The sequence below is a fragment of the Plasticicumulans lactativorans genome, from assembly GCF_004341245.1.
Lineage (GTDB): Bacteria > Pseudomonadota > Gammaproteobacteria > Competibacterales > Competibacteraceae > Plasticicumulans_A > Plasticicumulans_A lactativorans.
In genome coordinates, this window is the sequence record NZ_SLWY01000013.1 from 13,639 (window position 1) to 31,200 (window position 17,562).

Here is a 17,562-nt window from a genome sequence, read left to right on the forward strand (position 1 = left end):
TTGCCACATGCGCGCGGTCGGCCGCCGCGGCCGGAATCACCGCCAGGGGGCGATCGGCGCGGGCCGCCTGTCGCCCGGGGCGTGCGGCCGAGGCGGGCGGGGCCCTATCCTCGCCCGGGAGGGCGGCGCGGTCGTCGCATCGGCCCCACACGGGAGGTACGCGAGGTGCTGCCAAGACCCTTCACGCGCGTGATGCCGCCGGCGGTGCCCGCCGGTGCGCCGGGCCGCGCATCGTGAACACGCCGGACCCCTCCCCGGAGGCCGGCGTTCCCGGCGTCGCGGACCCGGCGGGTGATGGCTGGCGGGTGCTGCGGCGCGACGGCGACGGCGTGCTGTCGCGCCGCCACGCCGGGCGCGCGCTGCTGTGGCTCGCACCGGCCGGAGACCCGCCGTCCGCCGAGAGCCTCGCGCGGCTCGCGCGCGAGTACGCGCTGCGCGACCTGCTGGCGCCGGAGTGGGCGGCGTGCCCGCTGTGGCTCGCGCCGGACGACCGGCCGCGCGGACTGCTGCTCGCCGACCCCGGCGGCGAGCCGCTCGCGGGGCTCGTCGGGCAACCCTGGACGATCGGGGCCTTCCTGCGCGTCGCCGTCGGCCTGGCGGGGGCGCTCGCCCGCGTGCACGAGCGCGGGCTCGTCCACCTCGACGTGCGCCCGGCCAACGTGCTCGTCGACGTGGGCACCGGGGCCGCCTGGCTCACCGGCTTCGGCCTCGCGCTCCGCCTGCCGCGCGCGCCCGACGCGCCGCCGCCCGCCGCCCTGGCGGGCAGCTTCGCCTACATGGCGCCGGAGCAGACCGGGCGCCTCAACCGCCTGCCCGATGCGCGCAGCGATCTGTACGCGCTCGGCGTGACGCTCTACCAACTGCTCACCGGCGTGCTGCCGTTCACCGCCGCCGACCCGATCGAGTGGGTCCACTGCCACCTCGCGCAGCAGCCGCTGCTGCCCGACGAGCGCACCGCCGGGGTGCCGGCGCCGCTCGCGGCGATCGTCATGAAGCTGCTCGCCAAGGATGCGGAGCGGCGCTACCGCAGCGCCGCGGGGGTCGAGGCCGATCTCAGGACCTGCCAGGCGGGCTGGGAGGCGCAGCGGCGGATCGGCGCCTTCGAGCTCGCCCGGCACGACCGGCCGGAGCGCCTGGCGATCCCCGACCGGCTGTACGGGCGCGACGAGGTGCTGGGCGAGCTGGTCGCGGCGTTCGGGCGCGTCGCCGCCGCGGGCCGGCCGGAACTCGTGCTGCTGTCGGGGTATTCGGGCATCGGCAAGTCGTGCCTGATCGAGGCGCTGCACCGGGCGCTCGCCGCGCGCGCGCAGGTCGCGGGCGGCAAGTTCGACCAGTTCAGGCGCGACATTCCCTACGCGACGCCGGCGCAGGCCTTCCAGGCGCTGGTGCGCACGCTGCTCGGCTACCCCGAGGCGGAGCTCGCCCGCTGGCGCGAGGCCATCGCGCAGGCACTGGGCGCGCACGGCCGGCTGCTGACGGAGCTGGTGCCGGAGCTCGAACTGATCATCGGCGCGCAGCCGCCGGTGCCCGAGCTGCCGGCGCACGAGGCGCAGCACCGCCTGCACATGGTCGTCACCCGCTTCCTCGGCGTGTTCACGCGCCCCGGGCGCCCGCTGGTGCTGTTCCTCGACGACCTGCAGTGGCTCGACCGCGCGACCCTCGACCTGCTCGAGCACCTCGCCGGCGAGCCGGCCGCCGGGCACCTGCTGCTGCTCGCCGCGTACCGCGACAACGAGGTGGGGCCGGCGCATCCGCTGCGGGCGACGCTCGGCCGGCTGCGCGACGGCGGCGCGCCGGTGCGCGAGATCGCGCTGACGCCGCTCGGCACCGCCGAGCTCGCCGCGCTCGCGGCCGATGCGCTGCGCGCCGACGTCCGCCAGGTCGGCGCGCTGGCGCGCCTGCTGCGCGAGCGCACCGGCGGCAACCCCTTCTTCACGACGCAGTTCCTCACCGCGCTGGCCGACGAGCGCCTGCTCACCTTCGACCCGGCGACGGCGGCGTGGCGCTGGGACCTGCGGCGCATCCGCGCCAAGGGCTGCACCGACAACGTCATCGAACTGGTGGTCGGGCGCCTCAAGGGGCTGCCGGCGGCGACGCAGGCGCTGCTGCAGCGCTTCGCCTGCCTGGGCGGGCGGGTGCGGGTGGCGACACTCGCCGTCGCGCACGACGCCACCGAGGCCGGGGTCCACGCCGCGCTGTGGCCGGCGGTGCGCGCCGGGCTCGTCCACCGCGAGGACGGCGGCGGCTACGGCTTCGTCCACGACCGCGTCCAGGAGGCGGCCTACGCGCTGATCCCGGCGGCGCAGCGCCCGGCCGAGCACCTGCGCATCGGCCGCCGGCTGCTCGCGCGCACCGCGCCCGAGGCCGTCGACGACGCGGTGTTCGAGATCGTCAACCAGTTCGGCCGCGGCGCCGGGTTGATCCGCAGGCGCGCCGAGCGCCTCGCGGTCGCCGGGCTCGACCTCGCCGCGGGGCGGCGCGCACGCGCGGCGACGGCCTACGCCTCGGCGCTGAACTACCTCGCCGCCGGCCGGGCGCTGCTCGACGAGGCAAGCTGGCGCGATCACTACCCGCTGGCGTTCGCGCTCGAATTCCTGCTCGCCGAGTGCGAGTACCTGACCGGCGCGCTGGCCGCCGCCGAGGCGCGCCTGGCGTGGCTCGCGCCGCGCGCCGCGGACGCGGTCGACCGCGCCGCGGTGGCCTGCCTGCAGACCAGCGTGTACACCAGCCTGCGGCGCAGCGACCGCGCGGTGGAGGTCTGCCTCGCCTACCTGCGCGGCCTCGGCATCGACTGGTCGCCGCACCCGACGCCGGCCGAGGCCGCCGCCGAGTTCGCGCTGCTGTGGCGCCAGCTCGGCGAGCGTGCGATCGAGGACCTGATCGACCTGCCACCGCTCGCCGACCCGGTGTGGCGGGCGACGCTCGACGTGCTGACGACGATGCAGCCGCCGGCGCTGTTCACCGACGAGCACCTGCACAGCCTGGTGGTCGGCCGCATGGCGAACCTGAGCCTGCAGCACGGCAACAGCGACGGCTCGACCTACGCCTACGCGGTGCTCGGCGTGGTGCTCGGGGCGACCTTCGGCGACTACGCGGCGGCGCTGCGCTTCGGCCGGCTCGGCTTCGAGCTGGTCGAGCAGCGCGGGCTGACGCGCTTTCGCGCGCGCACCTACCTGTCCTTCGGCGCGCACGTGAGCGCGTGGGCGCGGCCGCTGCGCGACTGCCTGGCGCTGGTGCGGCGGGCCTCGGCCGCCGCGCTGGAGAGCGGTGATCTCAGCTACGCCGCGTACAGCTGCGAGACGCTGATCACCTTCCTGCTCGCCGCCGGGGAGCCGCTGGACGCGGTCGAGCGCGAGGCGGAAGCGGGGCTCGCGTTCGCGCGCCGCATCCACTTCGGCCTGGTCGCCGACATCCTCACCGGGCAGCTCGGGCTGATCCGCACGCTGCGCGGCCGCACCGCACGCTTCGGCCGCTTCGACGACGAGGGCTTCGACGCCGCCGCCTTCGAGCGGCACCTGGAGGACGACCCGCAGCTCGCGTTCGCCACCTGCTGGTACTGGATCCGCGCGCTGCAGGCGCGCGTCCTCGCCGCCGACGTCGACGGCGCGCTGGCGGCGGCCGCGCGCGCCGGGCGCCTGCTGTGGACCTCGCCCGGGCACTTCGAGGTTGCCGAATACCACTTCTACGCCGCGCTGGCGCACGCCGCGGCCGCCGACGCCGCGCGCGACGGGCACCGCGACCGGCTCGCCGCGCACCTCGGGCAGATCGAGCGCTGGGCGCAGAGCTGCCCGGAGACCTTCGCCACGCGCGCCGCGCTGGTCGGCGCCGAGCTCGCCCGGCTCGACGGCCGCGACGCCGAGGCCGGGCGCCTCTACGAGGCGGCGCTGCGCGAGGCGCGCACGCACGGGCTGGTGCACAACGAGGCGCTGGCGGCCGAACGGGCCGCGCGCTTCCACGCCGCGCGGGGCCTCGACGTCGCCGCCGAGGCCTACGCGCGCATCGCCCGCGAGGCCTACCGGCGCTGGGGGGCCGAGGGCAGGGTCGCGCAGCTCGAACACGCCCGCCCGCACCCGGGCGACGCGGACGGGTTCGTGCCGCTGCACCCCGGCGCGCCGCCCGACCCGATCGACCTCGCCGGCGTGGTGCGCCTGTCGCAGGCGGTGTCCGGGGAGATCGACCTCGACGGCCTGCTCCGGACGCTGATGACGGTCGTGCTCGAACACGCCGGGGCGCAGCGCGGGCTGCTGATCTTCGTCGACGAGGCCGAGCCGCGCATCGAGGCCGCGGGGGTGGCCGCGCGCGGCGGCATCACGGTCGACCTGCGGCCGGCGCGCGTGACCGCCGACGCCCTGCCGGAGGCGATCCTCCACTACGTGTGCCGCACGCACGAGGCCGTGCTGCTCGACGACGCCGCCGCGGCCCACCCGTTCCCGCACGATCCCTACCTCGCGCGCAGCGCCGCACGCTCGGTGCTGTGCCTGCCGCTGGTCAGGCAGGTCCGGCTGCTCGCCGTGCTGTACCTCGAAAACGCCCTGGCGCCGCACGTGTTCACGCCGGCGCGGACCGGGGCGCTGAAGCTGCTGGCCTCGCAGGCGGCGATCTCGCTGGAGAACGCGCGCCTGTACGCCGCGCTGAAGCGCAGCCAGACCTACCTGGAGCAGGCCCAGCGGCTGAGCCGCACCGGCAGCTTCGGCTGGCACGTCGCCAGCGGGCGGCTGGTGTGGTCGGAGGAGACCTTCCGCCTCGTCGGCTACCGGCCGGACGTCACGCCGACGCTGGAGCGGGTGTTCGAGCACGGCCACCCGGATGACCTGCCCGCGATGCGGCGGACGCTCGACGGCGCGGTGGCGGCGGCGGCGGATCTCGACTTCGAACACCGCCTGCGGCTGCCGGACGGCGCGGTCAAGCACGTCCACGTCGTCGCGCGGGCGCTGCAAGACGCCGCCGGCGAGCTCGAGTACGTCGGCGCGGTGATGGACGTGAGCGCCGCGAAGCAGGCGCGGCGCGACCTGGAGGACGCCGTCCGCGCCCTGCAGGGCCTGAAGGACGAGTTCCAGCTCGCGATCGACACCATCCCCGGCCTGGTGTGGAGTTCGCGGGCGGACGGCCACGTCGACTTCCTCAACCAGCGCTGGCGCGACTACACCGGCCTCACGCTGGCGCAGGCGAGCGGCTGGGGCTGGCGGGCGGCGATCCACCCGGACGACCTGCCGCGCCTGGAGCGCGACTGGCGCTCGCGGCTGGCCTCGGCGCAGCCGGGCGAGGTGGAGGCGCGGCTGCGCCGCCACGACGGCGCCTACCGCTGGTTCCTGCTGCGCGCCGTGCCGCTCTGCGACGCCGCCGGCACGGTCCTCAAGTGGTACGGGACCACCACCGACATCGAGGACCGCAAGTGGGCCGAGGCGCTGCTCGCCGGCGAGAAGCGCCTGCTCGAACGGATCGCCCGCGGCGATGCGCTGCCGGTGGTGCTCGACGCGCTGAGCCGGCTGGTCGAGGAGATCGCCACCGGGGCGCTGTGCTCGATCCTGCTGGTGGACCCCGACGGGCGCCGCCTGCGCCACGGCGCGGCACCGAGCCTGCCGTGCCGCTACACGCAGGCGATCGACGAACTGGCCGACATCGCCGAGGGGATCGGCCCGTGCGCGTCGGCGGCCTACCGCAGGCAGCCGGTGATCGCCGCCGATTTCACCACCGACACGCGCTGGCCGGAGGCTTACCGCGCGCAGGCGCTGGCGTACGGCCTGCGCGCGTGCTGGTCGACGCCGATGCTGTCGCGCGACGGCCAGGTGCTCGGGACCTTCGCGCTCTACTTCCGCGAGCCGGGCAGCCCGGGTGCGGCGCAGCGCGGGGTGATCGAGCAGTTCACGCACCTCGCCGGCATCGCCGTCGAGCGCGCACAGGCCGAAGACGCGCTCAGGCACTCCGAGGAGCGCTACGCGCTGGCGATGGCGGCGACCGGCGAGGGCTACTGGGACTGGATCATCCCGAGCGACCGCTTCTTCGCCTCGCCGCGCCTGCTGGAGATGTACGGCTTCGCGCCCGGCACGGTGTTCGCCGGCCGCGCGGCGTTCCTCGCCCGCTTTCCCTTCCACCCCGAGGACCGGCCGCGCTGGGAGGCGGCGATCGCCCGGCACTTCGCCGGCGAGAGCGAGCGCTTCGACCTGGAGATGCGCCTGCTCCCCCACGGGCGCCTGCGCTGGGTCCACCTCACCGGGATGTGCGTGCGTGACGCCACCGGCACGCCGGTGCGCTGGACCGGGGCGGTGTCGGACATCACCGAGCGCAAGCTCGCCGAGCTCGCGCTGCGGCGCTCGGAGGAGCGCTACGCGCTCGCGGTGGAGGCGGCCGGCGACGGCCACACCGACTGGATCGTCGCCAGCGGCGAGTTCTACGCCTCGCCGCGCTTCCTCGACCTCTGCGGGCTGCCCGCCGACACCGTGTTCGCGAGCCCCGCGGACTTCGCCGCGCGCCTGCCGCTGAAGGGCGACGACCGCGACAAGGTCGCGCGGGCGCTGGCGGCGCATTTCGCCGGTGCGATCGTGCGCCTCGACCTGGAGATGCGCCTGCGGGTGCGCGGCGAGACGCGCTGGGTGCACGTCACCGGGCTGTGCTCGCGCGACGCCGCGGGCGCGCTGGTGCGCTGCAACGGCGCGTGGACCGACGTCACCGAGCGCAAGCGCGCCGAGCAGCTCGAACGCCAGCTGCGCCAGTCGCAGCGGCTGGAGGCGATGGGCACGCTCGCCGGCGGCATCGCCCACGACTTCAACAACATCCTCGGCGCCATCCTCGGCTTCGGCGAGATGGCGCAGCGCGACGCGCCGCGCGGCAGCCGCCTGCGGCGCGACATCGACGGCATCGTCACCGCGGGCGAGCGCGGCCGTGCGCTGGTCGACCGCATCCTCGCCTTCAGCCGCAGCGGCACCGGCGAGCGCGTGCCGGTGCACGTCGAGCAGGTGGTGCACGAGGCGCTCGAGCTGCTGGCGGCGAAGCTGCCGCCGCAGGTGACGATCGACGCGCGCCTGCGGGCCGGGCGCGCCGCGCTGCTCGGCGACGCGACCCAGGTGCACCAGGTGCTGAGCAACCTGGTCACCAACGCGGTCCACGCGATGGCCGCGGGCGGCGTGCTGCGGGTGGCGCTCGACACCGTGCGCCTCGACACCGCGCACATCGCGACCACCGCGACCGTGTCGGCGGGCGAGTACGTGGTGCTGGAGGTGGCCGACGGCGGCAGCGGCATCCCGCGCGACATCCTCGAGCAGATCTTCGACCCCTTCTTCACCACCCGGGAGGTCGGCGTCGGCACCGGGCTCGGGCTGTCGCTGGTGCACGGCATCGTCACCGACCTCGGCGGCGCGGTCGACGTGGCGAGCACGCCGGGCGTCGGCAGCACCTTCACCGTGTACCTGCCGCGTGCGGGCGACGCCGACGAACCCGGCGAGGACACCGCCCCCGCGCTGCCGCGGGGGCGCGGCGAGCGGGTGCTGGTCGTCGACGACGAGGACGCGCTGGTCAGGCTCGCCACCGAGACGCTCGCCGGACTCGGCTACGTGCCGGTCGGCTTCACCTCGAGCGTCGCGGCGCTGGCGGCGTTCCGCGCGCATCCCGGGCGCTTCGACGCGGTGATCACCGACGAGCGCATGCCGGGGCTGTCCGGCGTGCAGCTGATCCACGAGATCCGCGGCATCCGCGCCGCGGTGCCGGTGCTGCTGGTGAGCGGCTACCTCGGCGCGGCGCTCGTGCAGCGCGCCCGCGACGCCGGCGCCGACGCGGTGCTGAACAAGCCGCTGTCGGCGCGCGAACTGGCGACCGGGCTCGCCTGCGTGTTGCAGCGGTCCTGAGCTTCGCGACAGCCGACACACGCCGGGCGCGGCGCGACAAACGCCGGACGCGCACACCGCGCAGCCTGTGAGCATCGACGCCGACCCCCGCCCGCGACGGCCTTCCCGGTCCGGGGCGCGCCGATGGCGAAGCGGTTCCCGCGGCCTCGTGCCAGCCCCCCGGCACGCCCGCCGCCCGGACCCGATCCCCCTGCGATCCCCCCGGCGGCGCGCGCCGCCGGACGACGGCATGTCATGCGAGGACTTCCGATGAGCACGATCACGACGAAGGACGGCACGCAGATCTACTTCAAGGACTGGGGCTCGGGGCAGCCGGTGGTGTTCAGCCACGGCTGGCCCCTCACCGCCGATGCCTGGGAGGACCAGATGGTGTTCCTCGCCGCCCGCGGCTACCGCTGCATCGCCCATGACCGCCGCGGCCACGGGCGCTCCAGCCAGCCGTGGGACGGCAACGACATGGACACCTACGCCGACGACCTCGCCACGCTGGTCGAGAGCCTGAACCTGAAGAACGTCATCCACGTCGGCCACTCCACCGGCGGCGGCGAGGTGGCCCGCTACATCGGCCGCCACGGCACCCGGCGCGTGGCCATGGCGGTGCTGATCGGCGCCGTGCCGCCGCTGATGCTGCGCACCGACGCCAACCCCGAGGGGCTGCCGCTGGAGGTGTTCGACGGCATCCGCGCCAGCGTGCTGGGCGACCGCTCGCAGTTCTTCATGGACCTGCCGACGCCGTTCTACGGCGGCAACCGGCCCGGCGCGACGCTCTCCGAGGGGCTGCGCTACAGCTTCTGGCGCCAGGGCATGCAGGCCGGCTTCAAGAGCGCGCTGGACTGCATCAGGGCGTTCTCGGAAACCGACTTCACCGAGGACCTCAAGCGCATCGACGTGCCCACGCTGCTGCTGCACGGCGACGACGACCAGATCGTCCCGATCGGCGCCTCGGCCTACCAGGCCGCCAGGCTGGTGCGCAACGCCGAACTGAAGGTCTACCCCGGCGGCTCGCACGGTCTCTGCTCGACGCAGAAGGACGAGGTCAACGCCGACCTGCTCGCCTTCTTCCAGCGCTGAAACGACGAGGGACTGATGCCATGAAGACCGCAGAATCCGCCACCGGCGCGCTCCACGCGCCGAACCGCTTCGTCGACGTCGGCAACCGCCGGCTCGCCTATCGCTCGATCGGGGCCGGCAAGCCCATCGTGCTGTGCAACCGCTTCCGCGGCAACCTCGACGCCTGGGATCCGGCCTTCCTCGACGCGCTGGCGGCGAATGACTTCCGGGTGATCACCTTCGACTACCGCGGGCTCGGCCTGTCCACCGGGGAGAAGACCTACGACCCCTTCGCCCTGGCCGAGGACGCCCGGGACCTGATCGACGCACTCGACCTGCAGGGCGCGGTGATCGGCGGCTGGTCGGTCGGCGGGATGGCCGCGCAGGTGGTGGTGGCGCTGTACCCGCAGAAGGTCAGCCACGCGGTGCTGATCGGCACCACGCCGCCGGGCCCGAACGTCAAGCCGGCGGAGCAGCTCTTCTACGACACCGCCGCGATCCCGGATTACGGCTTCGAGCACGAAGTGATCCTGTTCTTCGAGCCGCGCTCGGCGCGCAGCCGCGAGGCGGCGCGCCGCTCGGCCGAGCGCATCGCGCAGCGCACCGAGGCGCGCAGCGTGCCGGTTCCGGCCGACTGGGCGGCATCCATCCTCGGCACCCGGCCGAAGAGCCCGCTGTTCCCGGCCGATGCGCTGCTCGAAGCGCTCAAGGTCACCGACATCCCGCTCCTGCACGTGGGCGGCGACCACGACATCATCTTCCCGGTCGAGAACTGGTACGCGCTGAACCAGCAACTGCCGACGCTGCAGCTCCTCACCTTCCCGCGGGCCGGGCACGGGCCGCAGCACGAGCACCCCGAAGCCTGCGCCGCGCACATCGCGACCTTCGTGCGCACGACCGCGTGATCGAGGGGAGACCTGCCATGTTCGGATTGACACCGCTCGGTCTGCTGCACACCGCGATCAGCCTGATCGCGGTCGTCGCCGGGCTGATCCTCCTCGTGCGCGACCACGGCATCTCGCCGCGCCGCCCCCTCGGCCGGCTCTACGTCGTCACCACGGTCATCACCTGCGTCACCGGCTTCGGCATCTTCCAGCACGGCGGCTTCGGCAAGCCGCACGCGCTGGGGATCCTGACGCTGGTGGTGCTGGCGGTCGCGGCCCTGGCGGAACGCGGCCGCGGCTTCGGGCGCGCTTCGCCCTACGTCGAGACCGTCGCCTACTCGGCGACGCTCTTCTTCCACCTGATCCCCGGCTTCACCGAAACCCTCACCCGCCTGCCGCCGGCGGCACCGGTGTTCGCCAGCCCCGAGGCCCCGGGCCTGCAGGCACTCGCCGCCGTGCTGCTCGTGCTGTTCACGGTCGGCGCCTACGCGCAGGTCCGCCGCCTGCGCGCGGCCGCGGGCACGCCGCCGCTACGCCGGTGACGCCGCCGCGGAGGTCGGCACCCTGCGATGGGCGAGGGCGGGGAGGAGGGGGGGCCTGCAGGCGTTTCCCGGTCGGGAAAGAACCTGAAGGACGGTGAACCCGGGATTGGTACTGACTGCCTTGCTGGTTGTAGCGATGACGGGATGAGCGCGTGTGTACGTAGTTTGCACACGTAAGCGAGGAACTGCATGTCACCTTGTCGAGTGGCTTGGTGGCCGCTACTTTTCCGAGAGTCTGCTGCAACCACTGAAGTGTTTATGCGATCGATAGATTATTTATACTATAATGTGATTTGATAGTCGAATATAATGAACCTTTATTACATACACTTAAAGATCCTCGTCACTCCATTGACCAGCTTTTTTACATTAGCAAAGGAACTGGCAACAGAGCATGGGAGCATACGCTAAGAGTTGATCACAAATAAAAGGGGGACACGGTAGCGCTTGAGCAGATCACGGACAAAACGGAGGCTCACGGCAAAGCGTCTGGCCAGCGCCCGTTTCGAACCCTCTTGGTGCAGATACGCCGTCAGCACTTTGCGTCGCAGGTCGTTGGAATACGTGGACATAATAGTGACCACCTCCATGAAGGCTTGTCGAATCAGGTGATAATAGTCCGCTGTGGCGAAATCAATCGATCAGTGCTGTAAGTTCCGAGCCTCACCAGGCCGCGCGACCGTTTCGCAGTCAAGTTATGACACACGCTTCCATTATCCTTCGGAAGTGGGGCCCCGACCAGCTTGAGGCTGTACTGCGGTAGCATCACCTAGGTAGGGGGAGCTAGGTGGCAATCGCACATTTGTGCGGACCGCACCGACCTAGCGAAAATGAGGCTGAGAAAGTAATGAGAGGAGAACCATGCCCATCGCAATCACTGAGGCAACCATCCACCAACTTATCAAAAAGGAAAAGACACAGGGGGACGAGAGCGTCGCGGTGAAACCGCGAACAACGGTGTTGCCAAACGATGAAGTTCTACAGCAGCTTTGCACGGATCTGATTAACATGTATGGTCAGGTCGCCAACAGCAACGGCACGCTGGGCATTGACCCCAATGATCACAAATGGCCATTGGCGCTGAGTGAATATGTCGAGGGTAATCTTGCCTTCATGCCGTTCACCGACGCATCCGTTGAATGCATTGCCACTGAAATGCGTACTGCGTTTCTGTCCAATGGAGGATACGCGCTGTTTCTTCGCTATCAAGTGGATGTGCAAGACTTCCTGCTAGTCGCCATGCTCAAGCTCAAGGAGGGAGCTGGAGTTGACGCAGAGACACTTGATCTCAAGGCCACCTTGAACATTGATCTCGCGCATCTGAACGAGGCCGCGCGGGTAAATTTGACCCGGTGGCGGGCAAACGAGCAGCCGCATCTTACGTTCATCAAGGGGCGCGCAAAATCCGCACCGGTGAGCGACTACTTTCGTGATGCGCTGGCTTGCACAAACTTCACCGACTCCAAGCACCACACGGAAAAGGTGATTCAAGCAGCGAAGGACTTTATTGAGGCACAGGAGTGGGCGACGTCTGCTGAGAAGAAGCAGGCGCATCAAGACATGCGAGCGCGCCTCGTTGCATGTTTCGAGCAATCCAAGATCGACGTGCCGCTCTCCACCGTTGCGGCTGCAATTCATCCAGATGCACCGGACGATTTCCTGACCTTTGTTCGGGAAAAGGTCGGCCCCGATTCGTACAACCTTAATGATCGCTTCGCTCCGCATCGGAAGTCCTATATCGGGTTGAAGCGAATCACTGGGAAAATGGGTTCCGTCTCGGTGGCCTTCGACGTAGCCGATGTGCTGGCGGAACGGGTTAAGTACGACCCTGACATTAACGCTCTGATCTTGACCTCTCCTAGTGATGAATTGAAGAGTATCATCGAAGAAAATGCACCAGATCCCGACGCTGCCGCATGATTGGGCGCTCTGGCTTTTCGAGAAGCTGGAGCGGTCTGAAAATGCGGGGAATCACTGGCAGGGCGTGCTGCCGAACGACCTTAACTTTGACGAGGTCGTCGGCGCACTTCCTGAGAGACTGAAAGGTCATTGTGACGCCGATCGTCGGACGATCGAGTTCAACCCTGTAGCGGTAGGCGTTTTTGAATCCATGGCCGAATTAGTCAATGGTGCGAGGCGCAGGAGCGCGCCGCAACTTTTCACCGTCCGTGATCTAAACTATACTCATGGTCGTAGTGCTTCAGTTCCTGAAGTCATCGCACAGTACCTTGGCGCAGTACGGCTGTGGCAACTTTTCAATCGTTCTGCGGACCATGTAGCCAACAAGGAACATTCACTCTACTTCATCAAAACCTTCGAATCAAAGGTAGAATTGCGGTGCGAGTATTCAGCGAACGACCTGTGTTCGCTGAATGGTCTTGATGAATTTGCGCAGAATTATTTCGAATCCGATCACCATCGAGATCAGAAGCGCACCATCATTCGCAACGCCCTGCTCGAGATATTCAAGGGTCAACTGGTAGTCCGTTTTTCAGATGTGCTGCAGAAATTCAAGGACTTTGCCGAGAGAGTCCGTAGCGCGTACACCTTGTACACCACCGACTTCTCTTTTGAGAAACTTCGATCGGAGGTCGACAAGCAGAACCTCGAGGACATGCTCAGACTCAACAAAACATTCTCAGATATTCAGAACCAATTGCTCGCGATCCCTGCAGCCATGCTGCTCGTTGGCGCAAATGTGAAAGTGGACAATCTCGCAGCGAACATTGCTACGGTCGTGGGCGTTTCGATCTTTGTCTGGATCATGTGGAAGCTAATTCGCAATCAAGTCAGTTCGGTCACCGCGATTGACAAGGAGATTCATCTTCGACAGGGAAAAATTGAAGAGCAACCCGTCGATATTTCGGAAAAGCTTTTGCCGCGATTCTCTGAGCTAAGTGAGAGAGTGAAGCACCAGAAGGCTGTGCTGAGTGGAATCCGTGGGGCAGTGGTGCTTGTTTTGATTATCACGATTCTGATCGTTATTAATGCGCAATGGCCGGCATTTCTCATTCGCTTAATTGAGCAGATATTCATGGTCGCGGGCACTGCAGGAAATTGGCTGCATGATGCTTTGGCCTGTATGGAGCACAGTGGGATATGACCCTACCTTCACGCGTGAAGAGATTCACCAGATGCTGTACCTCAGCGAACGTCGGCTACGCCCTTCGGCCCCTGCCGCGAAGGCCCATCCCGGTCATGCGATCAGCCAGCACACCGAACAGCGTGAAGACCCTTTCGATCGGCGCCACATCCGCCAGGATTCGACCTTTGCCAGTCGCAAGGATCTGGTGCTGGCGGTGGAGGAGGCGCTGCACGACACACTGGGGCAGCAGGAACTCGCAACGCTCAATGCCCACAACGTCCACACCTGTTCGATCGTCGTACAACTGACGGCAACGTTCGGCAAGATAAAAGCGAATGTCGTCCGGAACCCGATGGCCAAAATTGGCAACAACTGGGTTCCCACTCAAGGTCCGCAGCACTACCTGACGCACGTGCTCGTCAGTGCGGTCTTCGTTCTCGTCGACAAATTGGCTCCGCCTGAATCCTGGGCGCCCTTGCATATCCAGACGGCGTATCCGAAGGACGTGGTCCATTGAAACACCCGCAACCGGCGGGCGCTCCGCACCTGGGAGAGGCTGGAGCCGGACGTCGCGTTCTCACAGCACGTCTTCGCCCGAGCGGCCGCGCTACTCGGGGAAGTCGACGATCCACAGGTCGAGCGGAAGCACTTGTTCGCGCTGCGCGGCGCCCGCCACCGGCTCGGTCGCGATCGGCTGCTGGTCGACGATGGCCTGGTCGAAGGCCTCCGTCGAGGTGCCGCGACGGGTCGCCGAGAAGCTGCGCAGCCGGTACGGCAGGCCGTTCGAGGCCAGCGGCGAGGGGCCGTCGGTGATCTGGAAATGCAGGTGCGGCTCGGAGGAGTTGCCCGAGCTGCCGACGTGGCCGAGGAGCTGCCCGCGGTGCACGCGCTGGCCCTGGCTCACCTGCACCGAGCGGGGCTTGAGGTGCGCGTAGAGCGCGTAGCGGCCGTCGCCCAGGTCCAGCACGACGTGGTTGCCGTCCGCCTGTTCGAGTGGGAGGCCCGGCGGAAGCTGGCCGGGCGGCGAGTCGTCCAGGCCGTCCACCGCGGCTGCCACGCTCGCATCGGCCACCGCGTACACGGGCTTGCCGTAGATGACGTAGCTTCCGGTGGCCTTGGGGTCGCCGACGAAGATGCGCCCCTGCTCGTCGAGCTGCTCCCAGTCGATCGCGAAGCGCTGCGCGGTGACGAAGCGGCCGTTCATCGGCAGCGTCGCGCGCACGTGGCGCACCGCGTCGCAGCAGCCGTCGCCGGCGATGTAGCGCGGTCCGCGCAGCGGCGCATCGAACACCAGCGCGGTCTGCGGCGCCACCCGGACGCAGCCCGCCGTTTCGGCCAGCGCTGCCGCGCCGACGGTGCCCGCCAGCGCGTGCGCGAGCCGTCCCGGCAGCGCATCGGCGCGGTCGAACATGAGGTGCAGGTAGACGATGCCCGCCTGCGCCGCGCCCAGCGTGCCGGCCGCGGCGTTCCGCTCGCGCACCACCAGCCGCCGGCCGAGCTCCGCCGCGTCGAGGGTGGCGACGACGGCACGGGTGTCGGCGTCGAACACGTCCAGCCGGCTGAGGGTGGCGCGGTCGCCGGTGGCGTTCACCAGATCCAGTTCGTAGACCACGTGCAGCCGGCCATCGGAGCCGGCCACCGGGACCGGCGCGTCCGCCACGCGGGCGGTGAGCGGGGTGTAGCGGGCCGTGTCGCCGGTCGCGTCGCAGGCCGCGTCCGCGCCGGAGCGATCGGCCGCAGCGCTGCCGGCGCAGGTGGCGAGGCCGATCAGCAGGGCGCACAGGGATGGCAGGGTCTTCATGGTGCTCGTCTCGTTTCTGGTCGGCCGTGGCGGTTGCGGCGTCTCCTGCCGTTCGCCCGCGCGACGCGCGGCGCGGGGCCGGAAGGCACAAGGGCAGAGCGTAGTCGCCGGTGGCGCGGGTCGTGGCCGTGGCGTGGGCGTGAGCCGCGCCGCCAGCCGCAACCGGGCGGCGGCGGGCACGGGCGGACGTCGCGTGGCACGCCCGCTGCGCGCGCCGGGCCGCCCACGCGCGGCGCCTAGAACAGCAGGCCGAACAGCCGCTTCAGCAGTTCTTCCAGCGGCATCATCGTCAGGGCGAGCGGCACGATCGGCGCGAGGATGGCGGCCGCCAGCCGCGCCAGGGCATCGGTGGTGATGGGCACGACGCGCATGCCCTGCACGATCTCGTAGCTGTTACCCAGATCGGCGAGCGACTGGATGTCGGCGCTGCCCAGCAGGGGCTCGTCGCCGGGGGCGCCACCGCGCAGCCATTTGGCGTCGAACGCGCGCGCGTAGTGCCCGGCCAGCGTGCCGTACTCGCGCAGGCCCTCGCGCTTGGCCTGTGCGAGCTGCGGGGCGAACACCAGCAGCGGGCCGAACACCAGGCACAGCAGGAAGATCACCATCACCGCGATTTCGACCTTGAAGTCGGGCAGGGTGGCGCCGAGGAAGAAGATCCGGTTGGCGAGCTGGCCGGCGAGCATGACGCCGTGGGCCGCGACGAGCACCGCGAAGGCGTAGACCGTGTTCGACAGGAAGCCCAGCCCGCCGAGGCGGTCCGGGTGCACCGGCAGCAGGCTCAGGCGGATGCGCGACACCTGCCAGAGCAAGCGTGCCCAGATGAACAGGCGGAAATACCAGCGGATCAGCAGGAACTGGAAGATCGGCAGGCTCACGTAGCCGTACCAGACCCCCGCGAGCGAGAGCGTCGACCCCGTGGGCGAGGGCGTCGCGTACCAGGTTGCGGCGTGCAGCGCGGTGTACTGGCGCCAGACGACCAGGACGCCGAACCCGTACACCAGCACGATCAGCAGCAGCTCGGCGAACACCGAGTTGCGCAGCCGGAACGCCGAGCGGAGCGCCGCGTCGAAGCGTGGCAGCTCGGCTTCGGGAATCAGGCGCCGCTCCAGGAAGGCTCCGGCGATCGGGCGCAGGCGCTGGTGCACGACGAGTTCGGCGACGATCAGCAGCGGCACCGCCACCAGGAAGCGCACGTGGACTTCGATGTCGAGCACGAACGGCACCGCGACGGGCTGACCCGACAGGTACCGTTCCAGCGTCGACAGCAGCAGCAGCGGCAGCCACGCGAACAGCGAGATGAACACCACGCGCTGGCGCACCATCATCAGCGCGTCGTCGGACAGGTGCGCCCGGCGCAGCAACTGGAACAGCGGGCCGCCGAGGATCAGCGAAAAATCCTGCGCATCCCGGACGATGTCGTCCCCGGAAGGGGGCGTGCGGGAGGTCGTGCCCCCTGCCGCGTGTCGGCTGCTGCCCATGCTTCACCTGCTGCGTCGGCGCGGTGGCCATCCCCGTCGCGCCCTCGCCGTGACCGGGGTGGGTTTGGAAACATGATAGGTAGCGACGGCCGCGCGGGCGGGGCGAACGCGCGCGGGCCGGCTGATGGCCGTCAATGCGTCCGGGGTTCGTCGGCCCGGCGCACGGTGCGGCGCGGGCACCTGCACGGCTTGCCGTCCGCAACGGCGGCGGCGATGCTGCGGCCTGCCGCGCCACCGCAGCGGGCATCGGCCGCGGGTGCTGCATGGCGCTCTGCGGGCTGCGCGCGTCTGCAGCCTTCACCTCACGCTTCGGGCCACCCATCGATGCCGGATACCGCCGTTCTCCTGATGGATCTGCAGGTGGATTTCCTCGACACGGCACAGGGCCGCATGCCGGTCGATGCGCCGGGGGCGGCGCGCGTGATCGTGGCGGCGAACGCGGTGCTCGCCGGTCGCGCGTTACCCGGCGCGCTGCCGGTGGCCATCGTCAACGCGTTTCCGCGGTCGCAGCGCGTGCGCAACCGCTTCCGCAACCATGCGGCCGTCGCCGGCAGCGCGGGCGCCGCGATCGATCCGCGCATCCAGCTGCCGCGCGGGCTGGCGGTCTTTTCGAAGGCGCAGGGCGATGCGTTCTCGAACCCCGAGCTGCACGCGTTCCTGCAGTCGGAATCGGTCACGCGGGTCTGCATCGTCGGCGTGTTCGCCGAGGGCTGCGTGCGGGCCACGGCCCTCGGCGCCCGGGCGCTCGGCTATGCCGTGTCGGTTCCGCTGGAGGCCATCGCGACCGATGCCCGCTGGAAGCTCTGGCTCGCGCAGCGGTCATTGCGTGCGCATGGCGTGCGGGTCGTGGAGCACCTGGCCGAGGCGGGCGGCGCGGCGTAATC

Annotated in this window: 10 protein-coding genes; 8 read left to right on the top strand and 2 right to left on the bottom strand. The window is 70.1% G+C overall.

Translation table 11 applies throughout. The features are described 5' to 3' along the window. Positions 1 to 233: 233 nt before the first annotated feature. From EV699_RS12325 to EV699_RS12355, 7 genes are all read left to right on the top strand, one after another. Positions 234 to 7,838 (top strand): PAS domain-containing protein, encoded by a 7,605-nt coding sequence (locus tag EV699_RS12325; RefSeq protein WP_165904120.1) that lies wholly within the window; start codon positions 234 to 236, stop codon positions 7,836 to 7,838. 249 nt (positions 7,839 to 8,087) lie between these two features. After that, positions 8,088 to 8,909 carry an alpha/beta fold hydrolase gene (locus EV699_RS12330; RefSeq protein ID WP_132543133.1) on the top strand — a complete coding sequence of 274 codons (822 nt, stop codon included), beginning with the start codon at positions 8,088 to 8,090 and terminating at the stop codon, positions 8,907 to 8,909. 20 nt (positions 8,910 to 8,929) lie between these two features. Continuing rightward, complete coding sequence (locus EV699_RS12335) at positions 8,930 to 9,793, top strand: alpha/beta fold hydrolase (protein WP_132543135.1); 864 nt, start codon at positions 8,930 to 8,932, stop codon at positions 9,791 to 9,793. A gap of 17 nt (positions 9,794 to 9,810) precedes the next feature. Next, on the top strand, positions 9,811 to 10,314 hold the full coding sequence (locus EV699_RS12340) for a hypothetical protein (RefSeq protein WP_132543137.1): 504 nt from the start codon (positions 9,811 to 9,813) through the stop codon (positions 10,312 to 10,314). An 861-nt stretch (positions 10,315 to 11,175) separates the two neighbouring features. Beyond that, positions 11,176 to 12,234: a nucleoid-associated protein gene (locus EV699_RS12345; protein ID WP_132543139.1), complete on the top strand. Its 1,059-nt coding sequence runs from the start codon at positions 11,176 to 11,178 to the stop codon at positions 12,232 to 12,234. After that, entirely contained in the window at positions 12,206 to 13,417 is a 1,212-nt protein-coding gene (locus tag EV699_RS12350; protein ID WP_132543141.1) for a hypothetical protein, read from the top strand. The genes EV699_RS12345 and EV699_RS12350 overlap by 29 nt, the downstream gene beginning before the upstream one ends. A 31-nt stretch (positions 13,418 to 13,448) precedes the next feature. Continuing rightward, positions 13,449 to 13,916 (top strand): hypothetical protein, encoded by a 468-nt coding sequence (locus EV699_RS12355; protein ID WP_132543143.1) that lies wholly within the window; start codon positions 13,449 to 13,451, stop codon positions 13,914 to 13,916. 90 nt (positions 13,917 to 14,006) lie between these two features. Here the strand turns inward: EV699_RS12355 and EV699_RS12360 are convergent, their stop codons facing one another. Both EV699_RS12360 and EV699_RS12365 read right to left on the bottom strand, forming a co-directional pair. Beyond that, on the bottom strand, positions 14,007 to 15,200 hold the full coding sequence (locus EV699_RS12360) for a M23 family metallopeptidase (protein WP_132543145.1): 1,194 nt from the start codon (positions 15,198 to 15,200) through the stop codon (positions 14,007 to 14,009). A gap of 236 nt (positions 15,201 to 15,436) precedes the next feature. Next, positions 15,437 to 16,678, bottom strand: coding sequence for a hypothetical protein (locus EV699_RS12365; RefSeq protein WP_132543147.1), 1,242 nt, complete (start codon positions 16,676 to 16,678; stop codon positions 15,437 to 15,439). 324 nt (positions 16,679 to 17,002) lie between these two features. Between EV699_RS12365 and EV699_RS12370 the strand changes: the two genes are divergently transcribed. Beyond that, a complete protein-coding gene (locus EV699_RS12370) occupies positions 17,003 to 17,560 on the top strand; it encodes a cysteine hydrolase family protein (protein ID WP_279389408.1) in 558 nt (185 codons plus the stop codon). Positions 17,561 to 17,562 lie beyond the last annotated feature (2 nt).